At 29.7% G+C, this 24808-nt stretch carries 17 protein-coding genes and 1 pseudogene; 15 read left to right on the top strand and 3 right to left on the bottom strand.

All coding sequences use genetic code 11. From position 1 onward, the window contains the following. Window positions 1–364: 364 nt before the first annotated feature. The 6 genes from xdhA to HMPREF9629_RS02350 all read left to right on the top strand — a co-directional run bounded on the left by xdhA (window position 365) and on the right by HMPREF9629_RS02350 (window position 8430). On the top strand, window positions 365–2656 hold the full coding sequence (xdhA, locus tag HMPREF9629_RS02325) for a xanthine dehydrogenase subunit XdhA (RefSeq protein WP_009524715.1): 2292 nt from the start codon (window positions 365–367) through the stop codon (window positions 2654–2656). 13 nt (window positions 2657–2669) lie between these two features. After that, window positions 2670–3563, top strand: coding sequence for a xanthine dehydrogenase subunit XdhB (gene xdhB, locus HMPREF9629_RS02330; protein WP_009524716.1), 894 nt, complete (start codon window positions 2670–2672; stop codon window positions 3561–3563). Next, on the top strand, window positions 3547–4032 hold the full coding sequence (gene xdhC, locus HMPREF9629_RS02335) for a xanthine dehydrogenase subunit XdhC (RefSeq protein WP_009524717.1): 486 nt from the start codon (window positions 3547–3549) through the stop codon (window positions 4030–4032). Before xdhB ends, xdhC begins: the two co-directional genes overlap by 17 nt. A gap of 287 nt (window positions 4033–4319) precedes the next feature. Then, a complete protein-coding gene (locus tag HMPREF9629_RS02340) occupies window positions 4320–5639 on the top strand; it encodes an NCS2 family permease (RefSeq protein WP_009524718.1) in 1320 nt (439 codons plus the stop codon). A 123-nt stretch (window positions 5640–5762) separates the two neighbouring features. Further along, entirely contained in the window at window positions 5763–7019 is a 1257-nt protein-coding gene (gene guaD, locus HMPREF9629_RS02345; RefSeq protein WP_009524719.1) for a guanine deaminase, read from the top strand. 460 nt (window positions 7020–7479) lie between these two features. Beyond that, window positions 7480–8430 (top strand): tyrosine-type recombinase/integrase, encoded by a 951-nt coding sequence (locus HMPREF9629_RS02350; RefSeq protein WP_009524720.1) that lies wholly within the window; start codon window positions 7480–7482, stop codon window positions 8428–8430. A 556-nt stretch (window positions 8431–8986) separates the two neighbouring features. Here the strand turns inward: HMPREF9629_RS02350 and HMPREF9629_RS12065 are convergent. Both HMPREF9629_RS12065 and HMPREF9629_RS12485 read right to left on the bottom strand, forming a co-directional pair. Further along, window positions 8987–9406, bottom strand: a complete 420-nt coding sequence (locus HMPREF9629_RS12065) for a flagellin (protein ID WP_009524721.1) — start codon at window positions 9404–9406, stop codon at window positions 8987–8989. Further along, window positions 9407–10167, bottom strand: a pseudogene (locus HMPREF9629_RS12485) (flagellin N-terminal helical domain-containing protein). Window positions 10168–10701: 534 nt separating this feature from the next. Between HMPREF9629_RS12485 and addA the strand changes: the two are divergent. The 3 genes from addA to HMPREF9629_RS02375 all read left to right on the top strand — a co-directional run bounded on the left by addA (window position 10702) and on the right by HMPREF9629_RS02375 (window position 17671). Continuing rightward, window positions 10702–14220, top strand: a complete 3519-nt coding sequence (gene addA / locus HMPREF9629_RS02365; protein WP_009524724.1) for a helicase-exonuclease AddAB subunit AddA — start codon at window positions 10702–10704, stop codon at window positions 14218–14220. Between the two features lie 594 nt (window positions 14221–14814). Next, on the top strand, window positions 14815–16341 hold the full coding sequence (gene rny, locus HMPREF9629_RS02370) for a ribonuclease Y (RefSeq protein ID WP_139062749.1): 1527 nt from the start codon (window positions 14815–14817) through the stop codon (window positions 16339–16341). Between the two features lie 304 nt (window positions 16342–16645). Next, on the top strand, window positions 16646–17671 hold the full coding sequence (locus tag HMPREF9629_RS02375) for a threonine aldolase family protein (RefSeq protein WP_009524726.1): 1026 nt from the start codon (window positions 16646–16648) through the stop codon (window positions 17669–17671). 304 nt (window positions 17672–17975) lie between these two features. Here the strand turns inward: HMPREF9629_RS02375 and HMPREF9629_RS02380 are convergent, their stop codons facing one another. Continuing rightward, window positions 17976–18335, bottom strand: a complete 360-nt coding sequence (locus tag HMPREF9629_RS02380) for a type II secretion system protein (protein WP_009524727.1) — start codon at window positions 18333–18335, stop codon at window positions 17976–17978. A gap of 345 nt (window positions 18336–18680) precedes the next feature. On the opposite strand from HMPREF9629_RS02380, the gene HMPREF9629_RS02385 reads away from it, so the two are divergent. The 6 genes from HMPREF9629_RS02385 (at window position 18681) to aroC (ending at window position 24763) form a co-directional block, all read left to right on the top strand. Further along, a complete protein-coding gene (locus tag HMPREF9629_RS02385) occupies window positions 18681–19844 on the top strand; it encodes a dicarboxylate/amino acid:cation symporter (RefSeq protein ID WP_009524728.1) in 1164 nt (387 codons plus the stop codon). 393 nt (window positions 19845–20237) lie between these two features. Further along, window positions 20238–21248 carry a 3-deoxy-7-phosphoheptulonate synthase gene (aroF, locus tag HMPREF9629_RS02390; protein ID WP_009524729.1) on the top strand — a complete coding sequence of 337 codons (1011 nt, stop codon included), beginning with the start codon at window positions 20238–20240 and terminating at the stop codon, window positions 21246–21248. Between the two features lie 76 nt (window positions 21249–21324). Next, window positions 21325–22413, top strand: a complete 1089-nt coding sequence (gene aroB, locus HMPREF9629_RS02395) for a 3-dehydroquinate synthase (protein WP_009524730.1) — start codon at window positions 21325–21327, stop codon at window positions 22411–22413. After that, window positions 22406–22648: a hypothetical protein gene (locus HMPREF9629_RS12430; protein ID WP_009524731.1), complete on the top strand. Its 243-nt coding sequence runs from the start codon at window positions 22406–22408 to the stop codon at window positions 22646–22648. The genes aroB and HMPREF9629_RS12430 overlap by 8 nt, the downstream gene beginning before the upstream one ends. A gap of 20 nt (window positions 22649–22668) precedes the next feature. Then, on the top strand, window positions 22669–23703 hold the full coding sequence (gene aroA / locus HMPREF9629_RS02405; RefSeq protein WP_009524732.1) for a 3-phosphoshikimate 1-carboxyvinyltransferase: 1035 nt from the start codon (window positions 22669–22671) through the stop codon (window positions 23701–23703). Next, a complete protein-coding gene (gene aroC, locus HMPREF9629_RS02410) occupies window positions 23681–24763 on the top strand; it encodes a chorismate synthase (protein WP_009524733.1) in 1083 nt (360 codons plus the stop codon). Before aroA ends, aroC begins: the two co-directional genes overlap by 23 nt. Window positions 24764–24808: the final 45 nt, after the last annotated feature.

Raw genomic sequence — 24808 nt, forward strand, 5'->3', positions numbered from 1 at the left:
ATATAAATATTTTTTTGATAAATTTAATTTAAAAAATAAAAGAATAAAAGTATAAATATTTAAATTTCAATATAAAAAGTAAAATGATTATCGAATTGATAAAAAAAATACGAAAAACATTTACATCAATATTTTTTTAATACTAATTATATTGACTGTGTAGAATTTAACTTATATACTTAATATAGAGCTAAAGTGTGTATATGCTTAAGGAGAAACGTATTCATAAAGTTTTAAAACATGAATATTAGTATTTATTTAAACATATTTTTGTTCAAATTTTTATTATTGAATAAATAAAATTTATTTAAAGTTCAGTTTTTATAGAAATATTTGTTAAATTTTTAGAAAGGACGGTTTTCGTATGATAGTTGGTAAAAAAGTAGCTCGTGTTGATGCTTATGATAAAGTAACCGGAGTTGCCAAATATACTGAAGATATAGTGGTACCTAACTGTTTTGTTGCAAAACTTGTTAGGAGCACTATTGCAAATGGGAAAGTTTTGTCAATTGATATTGAAGAGGCAATGAAAGTAAAAGGTGTTGTTAAGATATTTACTTGCTTTGATGTGCCTGATATACAGTTTCCTACAGCGGGACACCCTTGGTCAGTTGAAGCGTCTCATCAAGATATATCGGATAGAAAATTATTAAACGAGAGAGTTAGGTATTATGGAGATGAAATAGCTGTTGTAGTTGCAAGAGATGAAGTGAGTGCAAAAAGAGCTGTGGCAAAAGTAAAAGTTGAGTATGAGGAATATCCGCCTTTATTGGATATAGACTCTGCGCTTGATGAAAATGCAACTGTACTTCATAAAGAGGTACGACCTACTAATACAATAGTTAAATCTAATTATAAGGTTGGAGAAATAAACTTCGATGATTTAAAAGATGAAAAAGATTTGGTTTATTTTGATAAAAAATATTCAACTCAAACTGTTCAACATTGTCATATAGAGTTGCCTGTTTCCAAAGCTTATGGTGAAAACGGAAAGATAACTGTAATATCATCTACTCAAATACCTCATATAATGCGTCGTGTATGTGGTCAGGCGCTTGGTATTCCTTGGGGAAAAATAAGAATAATCAAGCCGTATATAGGTGGAGGATTCGGTAATAAACAGGATGTATTATATGAGCCGCTTAATGCTTGGCTATGTCAACAATTGGGTGGAAAGGCAGTAGAAATTTTGATTTCAAGAGAAGAAACTTTTACTTCTACAAGAACAAGACATGCTATACAAGGACATTTTAGAGCATACATAACAAAGACAGGTAGACTTATAGGCAGAAAATTCTATGGAAAAGCGGATAATGGAGCTTATGCTGCACATGGGCATGCTATAATGGCAAACTGTGGTAATCTTGTACGTATGCTTTATCAAGATGAAAAAGTGCTTGAAGGTACTGCTCATACTGTTTATACGAATAGAGCAACTGCAGGTGCGATGAGAGGATATGGTATACCACAAGCTTGTTTTATGCAGGAATCTTTTATGGATGATATGGCTTACAGTCTTGGGATAGATCCTATATCAATAAGGGAGCAGAATATGATGAAATTGGGTTATGTGGATTTAAGCACAATCACTTGTCATTCTACCGGTCTTCAAGAATGTATAGATATCGGAAAAAAATATATAAATTGGGATGAAAAGAGAAAAACTCTTGGAAAAGAACCTCTTAATAAAAGACGTGGAGTAGGTATGGCGATATTTTGCTACAAAACAGGAGTTTATCCTATATCTCTTGAAACAGCAACAGCAAATATTTCTCTTAATCAAGATGGAAGCGTACAGTTACAAATGGGCGCAACAGAGATAGGTCAAGGCGCTGATACAGCATTTTCACAAATGGCGGCGGAAACTATAGGAATAAGTCTTGAGAATGTTCATATAGTATCATTCCAAGATACAGATGTAACACCGTTTGATACAGGCGCATACGCATCAAGACAAACTTATGTAAGCGGTGGAGCTATTAAAAAAACAGCTGAATCTTTTAAAAGAAAAGTTCTTGACAGAGCAGGAAGAATATTAAATCTTTTACCTGAAAATCTTGATATAAAAGATGATTATATAGTGTTAAAAAGAGACGGAACAAGAAAAATGTCTATGCATGATTTTGCTATGGAGGCAATATACAGTTTAAAAGAAAGTCAACATATAACCGCTTGTGAAACATACGATTGCAAGAATAACACATATTCTTTCGGCGCAACATTTGCTGAGGTGGAAGTTGATTGTTATTTCGGTAAAATAAAAGTGTTAGATGTTATAAATATACATGACAGTGGTAAGCTTATTAATCCTCAGCTTGCGGAGGCACAGGTTCATGGTGGTATGAGTATGGCACTTGGATATGTTCTGGGAGAAAATTATATCTATGATGATAAAGGTAAATTGCTAAATGGAAATTTACTTGATTATAAAATGCCTACATCTATGGATCATCCTGATTTTCATGTAGAATTTGTGCAGACTGATGACCCTTCAGGAGCATACGGCAACAAATCCCTTGGAGAACCACCTACGCTTACACTTGCACCGGCTGTGAGAAACGCCGTATTACACGCAACAGGTATTGGGATAAATTCATTGCCGCTTAATCCTCAAAAACTTATTGAAGAGTTTAAGAAAAATGGCTTAATAGAATAGGAGGGATTAATATATGTATGATATAAAAAAAATATATGAGCCTCAAAATATAGATGAAGCTGTACAAATGCTGTATGATGATAAAGAGGCTATAGTAATAAATGGCGGTAGTGATGTGCTTATCAAAAATAGAGAAGGGCATTTAACTGATATTCCGTTTGTGAGCATATATAATTTAAAAGAGTTGAAAAAAATATATATAGATGAGAATGAGAGTATAATAATAGGATCAGGAGTAAGTTTCACAAATATAGAAAAAGATCCGATAGTAAATAAATATATAGATTTCTTGGCTTATGCTGTTGGTCAAGTTGGAGGACCTCAGATAAGAAATATAGGTACAATGGGAGGAAACATATGTAATGGAGTGCCAAGTGCAGACAGTTGTACAAGTGTAATGGCTCTTAACACATATCTCCATTTAAAAAGTGTAAATGGAACAAGAGTTGTACCTGTTTGTGAGTTTTATGTAGGGGCAGGAAAAACTATAAGACAAAGAGATGAAATATTGACACATTTTGAAATAAAAAAAGAAGATTATTTAGGTTATACAGGCAATTATATAAAGTATGCCATGAGAAATGCAATGGATATAGCAACTTTAGGATGTTGTATAATGACTAAATTAAGTGAAGATAAAAAAACTCTCGAAGATGTAAGAATAACATATGGAGTAGCTGCACCTACACCTATAAGAAGTCCTAAATTGGAAGAAAAATTGATAGGACAAAAAGTGGGAGATAATCTCATCAAAATAATAGATGAAAATTACACTTTAGATGTAAATCCGAGAAACAGTTGGAGAGCGTCAAAAGATTTCAGACTTCATATAATAAGAGAGCTTGCAAGAAGAAACATAAATGCAGCTATAGTAAAAGGAGGTGGTGAGAGTGTTTACAGTTGTTGATTTCAATGTGAATGGTGAAGATGTATCGGTACCTATAGACGAAAGAGAGTCTTTGCTTGATACTCTTAGAAACAGATTAGGACTTACGAGTATAAAAAGAGGGTGTGAAGTTGGAGAATGTGGAGCTTGTACTGTTTTAATAGATGGTGAACCTATGGATAGCTGTATATACCTTACAGTTTGGGCAAGAGGAAAAAATATAATAACAGTAGAAGGCTTAAAAAATCATAGCGGAAAATTACATCCTGTACAGCAGGCGTTTATAGATGAAGCAGCAGTTCAATGCGGTTTTTGTACACCCGGTCTTATTATGTCTGCAGTAGCAATAGCAGGAGAAAAGAAAAGATATACAAGAAATGAACTCAGAAGAAAAATATCAGGACATCTATGTAGATGTACAGGATATGAAAATATATTAAATGCTGTTGAAAAAGCAATAGAGATAAATATTGCAAATGACGAACAATAATTTTTTGTAAAACTTATTGATTTATACTGAATACTGTTTAATACTGAAAATATTTTAAAAATCCATATACTCTATGAAATATTGCAAAGTGTCACAAAAAAATATATAATACAAGAAGTTATATAGCATTTTAAATGGATATATAGTATAAATACAGTATTATTTTATAAAATTTAAAAATAAATAAATTTTTTATATTTATATCAGGCGGGTGATTGTCAAAAAATTATAATAAGTTAATTATCAACCTGATATAAATATTTTGCAGATGATTTGGAGGAAAGGTCATGTATGATGAAAATGGTTTTTTATGGAAATTTTTTAAGTTAAAAGAAAATGGTACTACGGTAAAGACAGAAGTAATAGCAGGTTTTACTACATTTGTAACATTAGCCTACATATTAGCTGTAAATCCTGGAATACTTGAGGCTACAGGTATGGATAAAGGTTCTGTATTTACAGCAACAGTTCTTGCCAGTATAATAGCTACAGTTGTTATGGCGCTTTATGCGAATTATCCCTTTGTATTAAGTGCAGGTATGGGACTTAACGCATTTTTTACATATGTTGTAGTATTACAAATGGGACATAGCTGGCAATTTGCTTTATCAGCAGTATTTATTGAAGGTATAATTTTCTTATTGTTAACTTTTGTAAAAGCCAGAGAAGCGATAGTAAATTGTATACCACTCAATTTGAAATCTGCCGTATCAGTAGGTATAGGATTGTTTATAGCATTCATAGGATTGAAATCTGCAGGTATTGTAGTATCTGATGAGGCTACATTTGTAAAATTGGGTAACCTTACAGATCCGTCAGCAATAGTATGTATATTTGGACTTTTTTTGTGTGCATTCTTAATTATATGGAATGTAAAAGGTGCAATATTAATATCTGTAATAGCATCAACATTGGTAGGTATACCTCTTGGAGTAACTATACTTCCAGAAAGTATAATAGGCATGCCTCCTTCAGTAGCACCTACGGCTATGGCATTTACTCAAATAACACAAGCGGAACTTTTAAGTTTTGATATGTTTTTCTGTGTAGTTACATTTTTGTTCGTAGATATGTTCGATACAATAGGAATGTTGGTAGGAACAGCATCAAAAGTAGGTATGCTTGATGAAAAAGGAAATTTGCCTAAGGCAAGTCAAGCACTAACAGCAGATGCAATAGGTACAACAGTAGGAGCTATGCTTGGTACATCTACTATAACTACATTTGCAGAAAGTGCAGCAGGCATATCTGAAGGCGGCAGAACAGGTCTTACAGGTATGGTAACATCAATATTATTTGCAGTGTCTTTGTTCTTTGCACCGTTATTTACAGCTATACCGTCAGCAGCTACTGCACCTGCACTTATAATGGTAGGCTTATTCATGATTGAAAATATAGTAAATGTTGATTTTTCTTCTTATGATGAAGCTATACCTGCATTTTTAACTATATTGATAATGCCTCTTACATATAGTATAGGTGATGGTGTTATGGTAGGGATAATATCATACGTTATATGTAAGATACTTGCAAAAAAATTCAGCGAACCGTCAATAGTTATGTATATATTGACGATATTGTTTGCAGGTAAAATAATTTTTATGTAAAAATTTGTTGGAGATATAAAATTATTCGGTATAAAAAATATAGATTTTGATTTGAAATGATTTGTTAAACGGCACAGGTAGGATACTATTTGTGCCTTTTGAACAGTTAGGAGATTCCTTATTATGAAAAATGCTGTTAAAGGAGATATAATATATGCAAGTTCTCCTGATAAATTTGAAATTTTTGAAGATGGATACTTATTGTTTGAAAACGATAAAATCATAGGTGTAACAAATGAAATAAATGATGATTATGAAGTTATAGATTATAGTAAAAAACTTATAATTCCAGGGTTTGTAGATATACATATCCATGCACCTCAGATAAATAATATAGGGCTCGGTGCAGATAAAGAACTTATGGATTGGCTTGAAACTTATACTTTTCCTGAGGAGGCAAAGTATAAAGACATGGAATTTGCGCAAAAATCTTATGAAAAGTTTGTAAATAAGTTACTTAATAACGGTACTACAAGCAGTGTTGTATTTGGCAGTATTTATAATGGAAGCACTGAATATCTTATGGATTTAATGGATAAAACTGGTCTTAGAGCTTATATTGGAAAAGTGAATATGGACAGAAATTCACCGGATTTTTATATAGAAAAAACACAAGATAGCGTAAAAAATACTGTTAAATTTGTTGAAGATACAATTGGCAAATATAAAAATATAAAACCTATAATAACTCCGAGATTTGTACCTTCTTGTACGAGTGAATTAATGACTAAGCTTGGAGAGATAGCAAAAAAGTATGATTTAAAAATACAATCACATCTGTCAGAAAACAGAAGAGAGATAAAATTTGTAAATGAATTGCACCCTGAATGTAACTGTTATGTAGATGTGTATGACAAATACGGACTTTTAAGAGATAACTTGAATACTGTTATGGCACATTGTGTATGGACAGATGAACATGAAATGCAAATGCTTAAATCTAAACAGGCTATGGTTGCACATTCACCATATTCCAACGGAAATATATCAAGCGGTATATCGCCTGTTTCAAAATTGCTTAAAAATGGAGTTAATGTCGGACTTGCCTCAGATGTATCAGGAGGACACGAAATTTTTATGGGAAAAGTGATAGTAATGGCTTCTATATTGTCAAATATGCGATGGGTGCATATAGACGACACTTATCCTCAGCTTAAGTTCGAGCAATTATTTTATATGGCGACAAAAGGCGGAGGAAAGTTCTTCGGAGATGTAGGTTCATTTGAAAAAGGTTATAAGGTTGATTTTCTTGTGATAGATGACGATAGTTTATCTGACAGTAATGACAGGACGGTAAGAGAAAGACTTCAAAGATTTTTATATATCGGAGATGATAGAAATATACAATCTGTATATGTAGATGGAAAAAAGATAAAATAGATTTTCAATGCAAAAATATAATCCATTTTTTTTAATGGATTATATTTTTGCAATTTTTCCTAAAATTTATTTTGTATTATTATATGATTAAACAGGTATATAAAATAAAATGCTGAATTGATACATTCAATTAGGAACATTTTCAGTACTATAACGTCAGTAATCTCCTTTGAACAAACACATTTTTTATATTTTAATGTCGTATGGAATTTTAAACAGGTTTTAGTATAAATTTGATTTTTCTTTATATATTTATAGTATTTTTATGTTTCTGTTTTCAAAATTATTGTCTCATTTAATTAAATGACAGAAAAAATTTAAAATAATAGCATATATTGTTAAAAAGCAGACTTAATCATTATATGAAAATAATGAAAATTTTGTTTGTATAAAAATGTATACAAAAACAATTATCTATCATTTTATTAAGCAACACTATAAAGAAAAGGAGATAATATAAATGAAAACAAGACAAAAATACAAGAATTATTTAGAAAATTATTTGAAAAAAGCTGAAAATCTTGTAAAAGAATCGACATATGCAACATACAACAACACCATAAGAACTCATATAATACCTATACTTGGAGAATATTATATGCACGATATAACAAGCGACATATTGCAAAATATGGTTATAGAACTGTCAAAAAACGGAAGAAAAGATAAAAAAACGGGATTGTCACTGAAAAGCATAAAAGATATAATGTCAATAATAAAACTTACATTAAAAGATGCGGCAAAATCCAATATTATAGAACATAAAGATATTCAAATAATATATCCGAAAGCAGAAAATAGTAAAAAAATAAAAATTTTCTCAAAAACAAATCAGAAAAAAATATCACAAAAAATATATATTAATTTTAACTACAAAAATTTAGGTATATTATTGTGTATGTATACAGGGCTGAGAATAGGAGAGATATGTGCATTAAAATGGAGCGATATAGATTTTGAGACAAAAATATTATCCGTAAATAAAACTATTCAAAGAATATTTATAAAAAATACAAAAAACAAGTCACACAGCAAGGTGCTGATAACAAGTCCGAAAAGCAAATCGTCAAATCGAGAAATACCACTGTCAAATTCAATATATAATATATTAAAATCACATAAACCTCAAGATGATGATGTATATTTGTTAACAGGGAGTAAAAAATACATAGAGCCGAGAACATATCGCAGTTATTATGATAAATTTATCAAAAATACAGGCATAGAACACATTAATTTTCACGCTTTAAGACACACATTCGCTACAAGACTGATAGAAAGCGGAGTGGATTATAAGACCGTAAGCGAACTGCTCGGTCATTCATCGGTAAATATAACGTTGAATTTGTATATTCACCCGCATATGGAGCAAAAAAGAAAAGCCGTGGAATGTATAGATAAATTCGTCTAAAATCATTACAGCAGGTTAGGTTTATTGCGACACCGATAAAAATATATATGAATAAATTTAATATGCCATAATAGACTTATTCGATAATTCAATTTTAAAAACTGCCAAAAGTAATTGTAAAAAACAATATTGTTAAAACTGTTTTTTTAAATCTGAAGTTTGATATATTTACAGTTGTTTACGGCATGTAACGCAACAAGTTCAATATATGATTTTTAAGATGATATTAAAAAAGTAGGGAATAAAAAGTAAAAAGTCTTTGATATAATAAAAGCATTTATCATAAATCTGAAAAGTTTTGTAGAAAAATAAGAAAACAGAAAATAAAAAAATTAAAATAGAGAAATAAAATAAGAAAAAATTTTTATAAAAATTTATAAAAAATAATTTTGAAAACAAGAAGATATGTTGAAATTTGAATATAAAAAATAAAATAAAAAATTTTAAAAAATCCTAAAGTTATATACTTGAGGTGTGTTTTGCTGTAACATATTTATTTCAAGATATGGAGCATATATTGAATTACTTTTTATGCCAAAATATGTTTAATTAATTACTATCTCAATAATTGTAATACTTGTTGCGGTAATTGGTTTGCCTGTGCAAGCATTGCCTGAGCCGCTTGTGTCAATATATTGTCTTTTGTGAATTTGCTCATTTCTTTTGCCATATCCGTATCTCTTATTCTTGATTCTGCCGCTTGTGTATTTTCAGCTGCATTATCCAAGTTCTTGATTGTATGTTCAAGTCTGTTTTGGATTGCTCCAAGGTCTGAACGTTGTCCTGATACTGTTTTTATTGCGTTATCTATAATACCTAAAGAGTCATTAGCTTTTTCATGTGTTGACACATCAACCAATGCTTTTTCAACATCACCTTTTTTTAATTCGTCTTTACCGTCAGTAGAAGAAGCAGCTTCAACTCCGACAGCCTTTTTAAGACCTTTAGCTGCTGATGATGTGCCAGTAGCTTTCATTTATACGGAACCATTTCCTACTTCTGATGCTGTTATTTTTATTTTATTACCATTTAGTGTGGCAGTTGCTATTCCTGTAAATGCAGCATTTATTTTAGCAAGGGCATGGCTTTTATCCTTTTCAGTAGTACCATTCATAGTTATATGTTTTGTTACTCCATTTATAGTAACATCGAATTCATAAGCGGCATCTAAATCCACCCAATCTTCAAGAGATTCACCTTCTGTTTTAGAAGCTGTTTGATCTGCCGCCGCTATATCTGCAATACCTATTCCACCTGCCGACATAGATTTGATAGATATATTAAGCGCCTGATCTTGATTGGCTCCTACTTGCAATTTTTTATCCTTAAATTCTCCGTTTAACAGCGTTTGTTTGTTGAATTGTGTCTTTTTTGATACATCTTGTATTTCTTTTGTAAGCTGCTTTATTTCTGATTGGATTGCTCCTCTGTCTTCATCTTGATTAGGGTCATTTGCACCTTGTACTACAAGCTCTCTCATTCTTTGTAACATTGAGTGCACTTCGTCCAATGCTCCTGTACTGCTGATATACCGTCTTGTGCGTTTCTTGATGCTTGTGTAAGCCCTCTTACTTGTGAACGCATTTTTTCTGATATATATAGTCCTGCCGCATCATCTGCCGCTCTGTTTATTCTTTGACCTGTAGATAGTTTTTCTACTGATTTTCCCATTCCTCCGGAATTTACTCCTAAAGATCTGTGTGCGTTCATTGCCATCATGTTGTGATTGATTATCATATTATTTTCCTCCTGAAATTTTTACGGGTGTCCTTACCCTAAATATATTCTAAATTATAATTTAAAACATATGATTCAGTTATGCGTGTGTATATCCTGTTTATTAATTTTTACATCATACGCTTTTTTGTTACCTACAGCTAACGGCGCGCCTTGTCAGTGTAGGTAAAAATGATAATTAATATGATGTAAAGAGGGATATACAAGACGCCTATCTAAAGCATATCTCTCTTACATTTTATATATCGGTCTTCAAGTATATAACTATGTGGTGTGTTTTTTTATGTCTTCGGCTATATTGCAATACTAAACTACAATAGAAAGATATAGAAAAGGTGCTATGCAAATTTAATAAAATATAATACTGTTATATATTTTTTAATATAGAATCATCTATTATTCTATATTGAAATTAGTGTAAAACATATAAAAATCATCAAGATGTTTGATAAAAAATACATATCAGTTTATAATATGGATTAAATATATTTTTAAATCAATTTTTGTATAAGATAATTATATAGGGGAAAAGTTATGAAGTGGAGCATAAATCAGCAAGACGCTATAAACACCAGAGGAAAAAATATACTTGTATCGGCAGCTGCAGGCTCAGGGAAAACGGCAGTGCTTACGCAGAGGATAGTTAATATTTTAATAAAAGAAAAAATAAGTATAGATTCTATGCTCATACTCACATTTACAAAATCGGCCGCAAACGAGATGAAAAGTAGAATACAAAGCAGATTATATAAGTATTTGCAAGAAAATGGTAAAGATATACATATAAAAAACCAGATAGATCTTATAGGGCAAGCGAATATATCCACAATGCACGCATTTTGTGTAAGTCTTTTAAGAGAAAATTTTGAAGTATTGGATATAGATCCCAATTTTACATTGGGAAATAATTCTGTGATAAGCATATTAAAAGACGAGACTATACAAGAAATATTTGAAGAGAAATATGAATCACAGGACGAAGATTTTTTGAACTTGGTAAACATATATTCCAAAAAAAATGATGACAGCTATCTTATAAATATAATATATCAGATTTATACTTTCATTCAAAGTAAAAAAGAGCCTATTAAATGGCTTTATGAACAGGCGGAAAAATATAATATAAAAAATATAAATGACAGTGAATATATGTCAGTTATGAAAAAAGATATAAGGCTGAATATCGAAAGTTTAAAAAGTATAATTCAAAATGCAATAGGTTTGTGTAAAAATGCAAATTTAAAATACGAAGAAACATTAATTCAAGATATGGAAAATCTGATATATTTGGAACAAATATTGCAAAAAGATTATGATTTATTTATAAAAGAAGTGTCACAACTTAAATATACTAAACTTAAACCCATTAGAAAAAATGAAGACGTGGATATGAGTGTAGTTGAAAAAGTAAAAAATATAAGAGATTATCATATAAAAAAATATGGATTTGAAGAGTTGAAAAAACATAATATAACCACTTCTATATATGCCAAGCAGATGAAGGATTATTACCCTGTAATATTGAGCCTTTGCAAACTTGTAGAGGAGTTTGCAAACAGATATATGGTTGCAAAATTGGAAAAAAATATATTTGATTTTAACGATTTGGAGCATCAAACTCTTAAAATATTAAACGATGAAGATTGTGCAAATAAGCTTAAACAAAAATATAAATATATTTTTTATGACGAATATCAAGATTCCAACGAGGTGCAAGACACTATAATCCAAAAAATCGCATCCAAGGATAACTTGTTTTTTGTAGGAGATGTAAAGCAGTCCATATATAGATTCAGGTTGGCTGAACCTCAGATATTTATAGATAAGTATGAGCTTTACAAAGCGGATGAAAACAGTAAAAAAATAGACCTTTCAGAAAATTTTAGGAGCAGTAGTAGAGTTATAGATTTTTGTAATATGATTTTTGAGAAAATTATGACAAAAGATGTGGCAGGAATTGAATACGATGAAAGTGCAAGGCTCAAATATCACAAAAAAAAATATAAAAAAAATTATGAAATCATAAAAAATAAAAAACTGACAAGTGAAAATATAAAATTTAAACTTTATCCGAAAAGCTCTGTAAAAATAAATATCTTAACAAATATTGAAGAAAAAAATAAGTATTCAGACTACGAAAAAGAAAATGATATAGATATATCAGATTTTGAAGATGAAGAACTTATGGCAGAGCTTACAGCCAAACAGATAATAGATATGATAAACAGCAAAAAAAATATAAATTACAGAGATATTATAATCTTAAAGCGTTCTTTAAAAGGCAGTGTCAATATCTATTCAAGAGTGTTTAAAAAGTATAACATACCTCTGTTTATAGATTATTCTCAAGCCGTTTTTGAAGTTTTGGAAGTATCATTGTTCATAGATTTTTTGAAGATAATAGATAATATCAGACAGGATGAAGCATTACTTGCAGTATTGTTGTCATCTATAGGTAAATTTGACATAGACGATATAACAAAGATAAAAATTTATGATATGAAAGAAAAATATTTTTATAACATATTTTTTAAATATGCAAGAGAAGTGCAAGATGAATTATCGGAAAAAATTGCAAAATTTATAAAAAAGATAGAAAATTATGCGGATATAGAAAGATATATGCAGCTTGACGAATTCATAGATTATATTATGACGGACAGCTCGTACAAAGATTATATAAGAACTATGCCTCAAGGAGAAATGAGAATTCAAAACTTGGAGATAATAAACGAAAAAGCAAGAGAGTTTATACAAAACGAAAATAAATCTCTGTTTCATTTCCTTATGTATATAGATGCCATATTAAAAAATAAATCGGATGACATAACACCGAAATCAATATCCAAAGAGCAAAATTTGGTAAGACTTATGTCTATTCATAAATCAAAAGGCTTGGAATCTCGCATAGTTATAATAAATGACTTACAAAAAAAATTCAATATGCAGGATAAAAACAAGGCGATATTGCTTGATGCAAAATATGGAATAGGCAGTAATTATGTGGATATACAAGATGATTATTATATGCCAACACTTGCTAAAAAAGCTGTTTTATCAGAATATGAATCAGGAGCAAGAGCAGAAGAGATAAGGATATTATATGTGGCGCTTACAAGAGCAAAAAATGATATAATATTAAATTCAATAGGCAAAGCGACGTATTATAAGCTTATTGAAAATATAAGAACAGGTTTTTTTCCAAAAGGTTTGGAGAGTATAAATAATTATCAAGATTTTATATTATATGCTATAGCTGATGACATAAGAGATAACTTTTCTAATACTAAATTATATCAATTTAATGAAATAGACATAAAAGATATAATATTGGCAGAAGAAGAAAAAACAGATTTAAGACAAAAATTTGAAGATATGCTTAAAAATATATCGCTAAGTGAAGAAGAAAAAAAATTGATAAGAGAAAAATACACATATGACTATGAATACAAAGATTATATAACAAAACAGGTTAAAACTTCCGTAACATCTCTTGCGAAAAAAAATATTGAACTTAAATCGAAGTATATTGTAGAAAAATTGTTCGATTACGATTATCATAAAAAAATTAATGATTTTACACCTGAAAAAATAGGAACACTAAATCACTTATTCTTGCAGCATATAGATTTTAAAAAAGACTACACTTCGGATGATTTGGAAAAACAGCTTGCAGATATGATAAAATCGGATTTTATAACACAAGAAGAAAGTGAAGTTATAAACTTGAAACAAGTATATAACTTTATAAAATCAGATATAGGAAAGAGAATAAAAAAATCTCAAAATATATATCAGGAAGAATCTTTTATAGACAGCTATGACGGTACATTGCTAAGCGGTGTTATAGATTTGTTTTTTGAAGAAGACAATCATTTGGTACTACTCGATTACAAGACGGATTCTGTAAGGAAAGAAGATGTGAAAGAGCATGCAAAAATGTATAAGGAACAGATAAATTTATATAAAACAGCAATAAACAAGGCATTTGACAAAGAAGTAAAGCAAAGCTATATATATTTTTTAAGCGTGGGAGAGATAGTCGAGATGTGATGAAAAGACATATTTTGAATTGTCAAAAATAATTTGAGTTTATCTTAGTTTATACTAAGCATTAATTAAAAGTATATTATAAGATATCCTTAAAAAAATTATACTTTTTCAAAATAATAAATATATAAAATTTAAAAAATGATGTGATTTTTAACGGAATTTGGTATTAAATAAAATGTAGCATAGAATTGAATTCCTATAAAATAAAAAATATTTTTTAAGGTGTAAAATTATAGGCGAAAATATATTTTTAGCTATAATTTTATAACCTTTTCTTGACATTATTTTTCATACATATTACAATTATAGAGTAGTTTTTGTTTTTAATTATCTGAATGTAAATATTAAAAATTGAAAAAATATTTAAATCTTTAAGAAAGGAAGTAATCAAAGGCATAGTAAATCTTATTTTTGAAAAGCAGGTTCTAATTTAAAGGATTAAGTTTAAAATTCCATTGACAACCATGTTAATTTTGTGAAAAAATATTTGAAAAATTGGCAGAATATTTAATCTTTAACGATTATACTTTTAATGTTTGTGATTATTTCCTGAAAAGATTTTAGGAGGTGGTCATTATTACTACAGATTTAAAAATTTTATTTCCATGCTTAATCACAGCTGTTATTTTCTTGATAATAGGCTTTTTCATAAGAAAATATACATCTGAGAAGAAAATTGGAACAGCGGAAACTTATGTCAAAGAATTAATTGAAAAATCTCAAAAAGACGCAGAAGCTCAAAAGAAAGAAAAAATAATTGAAGCTAAAGAAGAGATTCATAAAATGCGTAATGAGTATGACAAGGAGTACAAGGATAGAAGAAATGAACTACAAAAATTTGAAAAAAGATTAGTACAAAAAGAAGAAACTCTCGACAAAAAGATATTGCAGGTTGAAGAAAAAGACAAAAAATTGGCAGATGTAAAAACTCAACTTATTGAAAAAGAAAAAGAAGTAGACGAAATCAAGGAACAGCAGATAAGAAAACTTGAAGACATATCAAATCTTACATTAGACGAGGCAAAAAAATATGTTCTTGAGATTTCTGAAAAAGAAGTGAGATATGAGCTGTCCGCAAAGATTAAAGAACTCGAAATGCAAGCTAAAGAAGAAGCTGACAACAAGGCAAGAGAAATTGTCGCTTATGCTATACAAAGAGTTGCAGCCGAGCAAGTATCAGAAACTACTGTAAGCGTGGTAAATCTTCCGAATGATGAAATGAAAGGAAGAATTATAGGTAGAGAGGGTAGAAACATAAGAGCTATAGAAAATTTAACAGGTGTGGATTTGATAGTGGACGATACACCTGAAGCTGTCGTATTGTCATCTTTTAGCCCTATAAGAAGAGAGATTGCAAGGTTGGCTTTGGAAAAATTGATTGCAGATGGAAGAATACATCCGGCAAGAATAGAAGAAATGGTTGAAAAAGCTAAAAAAGAAGTTGATAAGGCTATAAAAGAATATGGCGAAAAAGCACTTATGGATACAGGAATATATGGTGTACATCCTGAAATTGTAAAGCTTATGGGGATGTTACATTATAGAACAAGTTATGGACAAAATGTACTCAATCACTCAATAGAAATATCGCATCTTTGCGGAGTGATTGCATCAGAACTCGGTGCAGATGTAAAGATAGCAAAAAGGGCAGGACTGTTCCATGATATAGGTAAAGCTGTTGACCATGAAATGGAAGGAACACATGTAGAGATAGGAATGGATTTATTAAAGAGATATAAAGAATCTTCAGAAGTTATACATGCAATGTCAACACATCATGGTGATTATGAGCCTCAAACAGTTGAAGCAGTAATAGTTACAGCGGCCGATGCAATATCAGCTGCAAGACCAGGAGCAAGAAGAGAAACTCTTGAAACCTATATAAAACGTCTTGAAAAATTGGAAGAAATAGCAAACTCATTCACAGAAGTAGAAAAATCTTTTGCAATACAAGCAGGTAGAGAAGTAAGAATAATGGTAAAACCTGAAAAAATAAGTGATGCTTTACTACCAAAACTTGCAAGAGATGTTTCAAAAATGATTGAAAAAGAAATGGAATACCCGGGTCAAATAAAGGTAAGCATAATAAGAGAAACAAGAACGGTAGATTATGCAAAATAGATAGTAAATATTTGATTAATTAATATGTATTTTGAGAGAATTTATTTTTCTTGAAATACATATTTTTTATATATTGCTTTTTATACTATTATCAAATATTAATCCCTAATAGAATTATGAGTATATTTAACGAAAAATCAATGATTTATACTTATGCCTAATTAAATAGACATTTTATAGTATTACGTGTTATTTTAAATAGGTTTTAGTATAACTCTAATAATCTATTAAATTAAGATATTCATAAATTATGATTCGTATTAATTTGATATCTATATTATAACAAAGTAAAGGAGAGGATAATATGTATAGCTTTTTGAACGATTACAATGAGATTGCGCACGAAAGAATATTAAATGCCATAATTGAAAATAATTATGTTCAAACATACGGATATGGAGAAGATGAGTTTTGTGAAAATGCAAAAAATATAATAAAACAAAAGTTTGAATGTGAAAACAGTGACATATATTTTTTTATGGCAGGAACACAGACCAATTTGACAATAATAGATTATATGCTGAAATCATATGAAGGTATTATAGCGACAGATACGGCACATATAAACGTGCATGAAGCAAGTGCAATAGAAGCGTGTGGACATAAAATAATGACAGTGTCAAATAAAAATGGAAAGTTGTTACCTCAGCAGATAGAAAAAATATATAAAAAGCATTTATCAGATGATCATATGACACTTCCAAAAGCAGTATACATATCAGAAACAACAGAGTTAGGCACAATATATAAAAAACAGGAGCTTGTAGATATATATGATGTTTGTAAAAAGTATGGACTTTATTTGTTTGTAGATGGAGCAAGACTCGGCAGTGCGCTTACAGCGAGAGAAAATGACATCAAAATAACAGATTTATCTAAATACAGCGATGTGTTTTACATAGGCGGTACAAAAAATGGGGCAATGCTCGGAGAGGCACTTGTAATAAATAATGAGGATTTAAAGCCGAATTTTGTAAGACAGATGAAATGCAAAGGCAGTATATATGCCAAAGGGAAAGTACAAGGAATAGAGTTTTACGAATTGTTTAAGGATGATTTATATTTTGAGCTTGCAAGACATTCCAACCATATGGCATACAAGATATATGACAGCTTGAAAGATGATTATGAGTTTTTGGAAAAAGTACAATCCAATCAAATATTTATGATATTAAAAAACGATATATTAGAAGAACTCGGAAAAGAGTTTGTATTTTCAAAAGTAGAAAGTATAGATGAAAATAAGACTTCGATAAGACTTGTAACATCATGGGCGACAAAGGAAGAAGAAGTTGATAAGCTTATAAAATTTTTGAAAAAATATATATGAGATTAAAAATTTATAGTGTTATTGAATTAAACACATACTATTTTAATATGAAATCAAAATATTAAAATGTAAATTGAATAGATTAAATGTATTATCAGTAACTGAATATAACGATAATAAAATAACCATATTAATAAGAAAATTAAAAGTATCTAAACTATAGTAACTTGCTGTAATTTAGATACTCTTTATCTTATATTAATATTCATTTAAACATAATACGGATATTTGATTTTATATAGATATTAAACTCTTAAAGGCAAAAATATTCATTATATTATTAACTTTTATATTAATTTTCATTCTAAAATTCTTGTTCTTTACCTTTATCTATAAATGTTTTTCCACCAGCAGATACAGTGACTTTTTTAGCTGTATCAAATTCTACTGTAAATTCACTGCCGTTATATTTTGATTTTGGCATAGTACCGTAAATACCTTCTATGTATTTTTTCAATTTTTCTTTATCAGTATCTTTATTTTCTATGTAATAAGTTTTTGCTTGTTGTTCTAATTGCAATGCGACAGCCAAATCTGTATTATATTTTTGTTTATCTACTATATTCATATACATTGGTATAGCTACAGAGCTTATGATTACAATAAGTGAAACGGCTGCTATTATTTCCAACAGCGTAAATCCTTTTTTCTTTCTGATTTTCATAAAAAACCTCCTTGATAATAATTGTTTTTTAAATATACTTCAAAATTATTATAACGTTTACCTATAATAATTATAGCACTTTTTAAACAGTTTTAAAATATTTAATTTAATATGTAAATGCTAAAAAATTTACAAAAATTTATATTCATATATATTAAAAAAACATTTTCTTTTTTTATCATATGGTGTATTATATTATTATAAAAAATTTATTATTTTTATACAATAAGGCAATATTTATCCATTGTTTTATATAAAATAAGAAGCTATAATATATTTTTGCATTAAATTTTGTAAATATTTTTATTTAAAACGGATTTATTTTTATGTTAAGGAGGCATTATAATGAACAGTGAAAAAAAAGATTATTTAATAGTCAAACTTATTTTAGGTGTAGTTATAGGTATAATAGTCGGAATGAATGCCAATGAGAGTGCAATACAAATATTTATGTCTTTGAAGCAGGTGCTCGGACAAGTTATATTCTACGCTGTTCCGTTAATAATAGTAGGCTTTATAACACCGGCTATAACAGGGCTTAAGCAAAATGCCAACAAATTACTTTCGACAGCTTTGCTTATAGCTTATATATCATCTATAGGCGCTGCATTTATGTCAATGATCATGGGATACATACTTATACCGGGACTAAATATATCAAGTGATGTTGAAGGTCTTAGAGAATTGCCGGAGATACTTTTTTCATTAAAAATAGACCCTATATTTTCTGTAATGACGGCACTTATTACATCAATATTATTCGGTTTGGCAATAATATGGACTAAATCTCAAATACTTGAAAACATATTTAACGAGCTGAACAATGTTATGATGGAAATAGTAAAAAGAGTTATAGTTCCTATACTTCCGTTTTTTATAGCATCTACATTTGCCTGCCTTGCATATGAAGGTGGAATAATATATCAATTGCCGGTATTTTTAAAAGCGATTATAATAGTAATAGTTATGCACTATGTATGGCTTTTTGTGCTTTATTGCATTGGAGGAGGTATTGCAAAAGCTAATCCTCTTGAAGTTATAAAACATTATGGTCCTGCATATCTTACAGCACTTGGTACAATGAGTTCTGCTGCAACATTACCTATGTCGCTTGAATGTGCTCGAAAATCATCTGTACTTGACAGAGAGATAGTAGATTTTGCTATACCTATAGGTGCAACAATACATCTATGCGGTTCAGTTCTTACAGAAGTATTTTTTGTTATGACTGTATCGAAAATACTTACGGGCGCATTGCCTTCAGTTGCAACAATGGTATTATTTATATTGCTTCTTGGAATATTTGCAATAGGTGCACCAGGAGTTCCGGGAGGTACAGTAATGGCATCTCTTGGGCTTATCATATCAGTTATCGGATTTGACCAAAACGGTACTGCATTGATGCTTACAATATTTGCATTGCAAGACAGTTTCGGTACGGCTTGTAATGTTACAGGCGACGGTGCAATAGCACTTATGCTTACAGGATTATATAAGAAACAAAAATAATTTTTAAAAATGTTTTATTTAAGTTATAAGACTTTGAATATATTTACAAAATTTATAACGCTTTGAATTTGTAATCATTATTATAAAAAATCATAACCACATATTACTAAAAATTGGTTATGATTTTTTGCTTATAATATTAAAACTCAATAGAGAGATAGAAAAATAGTATTTCATAAATTTAATAAAATATAACATATTTTATGGCATTCTTATATAAATTAATATATTGTTTATAAATTCATATTGTTTTCCAATATTTATAAATCCTGACAATAATTTATACATCCAGGTTTTGTTAAATCGAGTAAAAAATTGAATATATTGAGAGTTTGTGCTATACTCAATTTTAAGTTTTTGTTATAGATATAATTAAAAAATGAAAGGCAAGTTATGATAATAAAATTTAAAAAATCTGCAACTGTTGAGCAAATACAGGCATCTAAAAATTGGCTTATAAAGAAAGAAATCAGTTTTCAAGAAATAGATAGTGACAATTATACATTATTGCTTTTAATTGGTGATACCTCGCATATAAGCATAGATACAGTGCAGGCTTTAGAGGGTGTTGCAGAAGTAAGAGTGATACAAGAACAGTATAAATTGGCGAGCAGAACATTTAATCAATATGATACGATAATTACTTTAGATAACGGTGTGAAAATAGGTGGCGAAAATTTTTCGGTTATGGCAGGTCCTTGCTCAGTAGAAAGTGAAGAACAGATAATTGAGATTGCAAAGTCTGTTAAAAAATCAGGTGCAAATGTGTTAAGAGGAGGAGCATTTAAACCGAGAACATCTCCATATTCATTTCAGGGAATGGGAGTTGAAGGTTTAAAATTGCTTGAAATTGCAAAAAAAGAAACAGGGCTTGCGATAGTAAGCGAAATTATGGAAGCATCGCAGTTGAAATATTTTGAAAATGTGGATATACTTCAAGTCGGGGCAAGAAATATGCAAAACTTTGAACTTTTGAAAGAACTTGGAAAAATAGATAAGCCTGTTTTATTGAAAAGGGGTTTGTCAGCCACATATCAGGAACTTCTAATGAGTGCGGAATATATTCTTGCAGGTGGAAATAAAAAAGTAATATTGTGTGAAAGAGGAATAAGAACATTTGAAACAGGTACAAGAAATACTCTTGATATAACAGCAATCCCATATCTGAAAATGAAATCACATTTACCTGTAATAGCGGATCCTTCTCATGCAGCAGGACTTAGTCAGTATGTAGAGCCATTATCTATGGCATCTACAGTATCAGGTGCGAACGGACTTATAATAGAAGTGCATAATGATCCTAAAAATGCGTTATCTGACGGAGCGCAGTCTATTACACCTATACAGTTTGATTTATTGATGAAAAAAATAATTAAATTAAGAAAAGTTATATTAGATGATTAAAATACTAAACATAATTTAAAAAATAATTGTCAATTATAAAATTGATGAAGCATATAAATTTAAATAGGGATATATTATGAAAAATATAGATGATTTTATAGAAGTTACAGTAGATACTGATGATGAATATAAAGTTATAATTGGAAATGATTTATTAAAGAAAACAGGTGAAATTTTATTAACTCTCGGCTTTAAAAAAATTGCAATTATAACAGACGATAAAGTGTGGTCGATATATGAAAACGGACTTACAAATTCTCTTAAATGCTCAAATATATATTATGAAGTATTGATATTTCCGCATGGTGAAAATTCAAAATCTGTACAAAACTATTTGAAAGGAATTGATTTTTTAGCAGAAAATAAATACAGACGAAGTGATGCTTTATTGGCATTTGGTGGTGGAGTTATAGGCGATTTAGGTGGATTTATCTCTGCAACATACCAAAGAGGAATGCAATTTGTACAGTTGCCGACAACATTACTTGCGGGAGTTGACTCATCAGTAGGAGGTAAGACCGCCATAAATTTAAAACAAGGTAAAAATCTGCTCGGTGCGTTTAAACAACCTAAAAAAGTTATATGTGATTTAAGTCTGTATAAAACTATGGATAAAAAAGATTTTTTGGACGGAGTTGCAGAAACTATAAAATATTCTATATTATCAAGTAAAGAAATGTTTTATGAATTGTTTTCACCTATAAAACAAGATGATTTAAGGCTTGAATACTTAGTAAAGCGTTGTGTCGAATACAAAGCGAAAATAGTAGCCTTGGACGAGCAGGACAATGACATAAGAAGATTGCTCAACTTAGGACATACAATAGGACATTCAATAGAAAAATTGAGTAATTATAGTATAACACACGGTTTTGCCGTTGCAATCGGAATATGTTACATAGCGAAGTTGTCATATGTGTTAAATCTTATCACAAAAGAAACTGCCAAAGATATAGTAAACTGTATAGAAACAAATGACTTGCCTATTTCAACGAATTTTACGCCTGAAGAGATATTTCAAAACAGTATTTTAGACAAAAAATGTGAAGATGATACTATAACTGTTATATTAATCCAAGATATAGGCAGTTGTGTATTAAAGAAAATATCTCTTTTAAAATGGAAACATTACATAAAATCGGCAATGGAGGCAAATCTTGATTAAGATAGAAAATATTCAGTTAAACGGTAGTATAGATGCAGTGTCATCAAAATCCATGGCGCATAGATACTTGATATGTTCAGCTTTATCTGATTTCAATTCATCATTATATATTCCCAATATATCTGATGATATAAAAATGACTATAGGTTGTTTGAAAAAATTGGGTGCAGATATAAAAATAAACGGAAGAATTTTAAAAGTAACACCTATAAATATTGATAAATTAAAAAAATAAATGAAATATTGAAGTTTGATATGGGAGAAAGTGGAACTACATTCAGATTTATGCTACCTGTAATCACATCTCTACTTGACAGATGTGAATTTTCAGGTAGAGGAAGATTGCCACAAAGACCTATAAAAGAACTCGTAGATATACTCAAAAAATCCGGTTGCCTTATTTCTTCTGATAAATTACCTTTTAAAATTACTAATAAATTCAGATTTAATAATGTTGACATAAGAGGAGATATAAGCTCTCAATATATCTCCGGATTATTGCTTTGTGCACCTATGCAAAATGAAGATGTGAGAATAGATATTATAAGCAAGTTGGAATCTAAACCGTATGTAGATATGACAATTGATGTTATGAAAAAATACGGTATAGAAGTTGTGCAGGAAAAAAAATCGTATTTTATATCAAAAAATAACAAATACACTAATAAAGGCATATCCGATATTATACAAAAAATAGAGGGAGATTGGTCGAATGTTGCATTTTTTTTAGTTGCAGGAGCAATAGGAAGTAAACAGGTAGAAATAAAAGGACTTAATCTTAATTCAGTGCAGGGAGATATGAAAATATTGGAAATTTTAAAAAAAATCGGTGCAAAAGTGGAGATAGACATTAATTCAGGCGTTGTAAAAATAAATAAACATATATTAAAACAAACAGATATAGATATTTGTGATATACCTGATTTATTGCCTATATTGACTGTTTTGGCATCAGCTTGTATAGGAAAAACGAGATTTTATAACATATCAAGATTAAGATTAAAAGAAAGCGACAGAATAAAGAGCAGTGTCGATATGATAAACAGTTTAGGTGGGATAGCAACAGAAGAAGAAAATTCACTTGTTATAGAAGGCAAAGGATATTTAAAAGGTGGAGAGGTATCGTCATATAATGACCACAGAATAGCTATGTCTGCTACAATAGCATCAATAATATGCGAAAATCCTGTTATATTGGACGAAGAAAATGCAGTTAATAAATCATATGTAAATTTTTATGAAGATTTTGAAAAACTTGGAGGCAGATATGTCATCATTGATAGGAAATAAGTTAAAAATAGGATTGTTTGGTGAATCGCACGGCAGCCGTATAGGAGCTATTGCATACGGATTTCCGTCAGGTTTTGAAATATCTAAAGATGAACTGAATAAATTTTTAAGCAGAAGGAAAACAGGACAAAATAAGTTTACAACACAAAGAAAAGAAACGGACGATTATGAAATAGTATCCGGGTATTATAATGACAGAACAACAGGTACACCTTTTGCTGTAATAATAAAAAACAACGATATAAACTCCAAAGATTATGAGCAGTTGAAATATAAGATGAGACCTTCACACGCAGATTATACAGGACATATAAAATATAAAGGATTTGAAGATAATCGAGGAGGAGGACATTTTTCCGGAAGAATTACAGCACCTCTTTGTGTAATCGGAGGTATAGCACTTCAAATATTAAAATCAAAAGGTATAGAAATATATGCACATATAAAATCTCTTTATGATATAGAAGATGTACCAATAGAAAAAGTAAGCATAGAAGAACAAAAAAAGGTTTGTGAAAAAACATTAGCTTTTTTTGATGATGAAAAATTGGAAGAAGCAAAAATATTATTGGAAAATATAAAAAAAGAGAAAAATTCAGTAGGTGGAATTATAGAATTGGCTGTACATGGAGTAAAAGCCGGTATAGGAGATCCTATTTTTGATTCTGTTGAGAGTAGATTGTCATCAATGATTTTTGGCATACCTGGTGTAAAAGGCTTGGAATTTGGATGTGGTTTTGGCTGTTCGAAAATGAAAGGCTCTTTGCATAATGATCCGTTTGAGATAAAAGACAGCAAGATTGTAACAACTACAAATAATTCAGGGGGAATAAACGGAGGTATAACAAATGGAATGCCGATAATATTAAGAACAGCAGTAAAGCCTACAGCGTCAATAGGACTTGTGCAAGATACAGTTGATATAAAAGAAATGAAAAATACAAAATTGGAAATTACGGGTAGACACGATCCTGCAATAGCAGTAAGAATAGTCCCTGTTTTGGAAGCTGCTGTTGCAATATCAATGTTGGATATGATTTTAGAAAATACGGACATATAAAAAAATTACAGCATAAAATATAATATTTTTTATTGAGTTGAATAT

The sequence above is a fragment of the Peptoanaerobacter stomatis genome (genome assembly GCF_000238115.1).
In the GTDB taxonomy this organism is placed as follows: Bacteria; Bacillota; Clostridia; order Peptostreptococcales; family Filifactoraceae; genus Peptoanaerobacter; species Peptoanaerobacter stomatis.

What these genes read in the sequence shown, in the direction of transcription:
- xdhA (WP_009524715.1), top strand. Translation starts at nt 365, where the DNA reads ATGATAGTTGGTAAAAAAGTAGCTCGTGTTGATGCTTATGATAAAGTA.
- HMPREF9629_RS12065 (WP_009524721.1), bottom strand. Translation starts at nt 9,406, where the DNA reads ATGAAAGCTACTGGCACATCATCAGCAGCTAAAGGTCTTAAAAAGGCT.
- HMPREF9629_RS02350 (WP_009524720.1), top strand. Translation starts at nt 7,480, where the DNA reads ATGAAAACAAGACAAAAATACAAGAATTATTTAGAAAATTATTTGAAA.
- aroB (WP_009524730.1), top strand. Translation starts at nt 21,325, where the DNA reads ATGAAAAATATAGATGATTTTATAGAAGTTACAGTAGATACTGATGAT.
- guaD (WP_009524719.1), top strand. Translation starts at nt 5,763, where the DNA reads ATGAAAAATGCTGTTAAAGGAGATATAATATATGCAAGTTCTCCTGAT.
- aroC (WP_009524733.1), top strand. Translation starts at nt 23,681, where the DNA reads ATGTCATCATTGATAGGAAATAAGTTAAAAATAGGATTGTTTGGTGAA.
- HMPREF9629_RS02340 (WP_009524718.1), top strand. Translation starts at nt 4,320, where the DNA reads ATGTATGATGAAAATGGTTTTTTATGGAAATTTTTTAAGTTAAAAGAA.
- addA (WP_009524724.1), top strand. Translation starts at nt 10,702, where the DNA reads ATGAAGTGGAGCATAAATCAGCAAGACGCTATAAACACCAGAGGAAAA.
- aroA (WP_009524732.1), top strand. Translation starts at nt 22,669, where the DNA reads ATGGGAGAAAGTGGAACTACATTCAGATTTATGCTACCTGTAATCACA.
- xdhB (WP_009524716.1), top strand. Translation starts at nt 2,670, where the DNA reads ATGTATGATATAAAAAAAATATATGAGCCTCAAAATATAGATGAAGCT.
- aroF (WP_009524729.1), top strand. Translation starts at nt 20,238, where the DNA reads ATGATAATAAAATTTAAAAAATCTGCAACTGTTGAGCAAATACAGGCA.
- HMPREF9629_RS02380 (WP_009524727.1), bottom strand. Translation starts at nt 18,335, where the DNA reads ATGAAAATCAGAAAGAAAAAAGGATTTACGCTGTTGGAAATAATAGCA.
- HMPREF9629_RS02375 (WP_009524726.1), top strand. Translation starts at nt 16,646, where the DNA reads ATGTATAGCTTTTTGAACGATTACAATGAGATTGCGCACGAAAGAATA.
- HMPREF9629_RS02385 (WP_009524728.1), top strand. Translation starts at nt 18,681, where the DNA reads ATGAACAGTGAAAAAAAAGATTATTTAATAGTCAAACTTATTTTAGGT.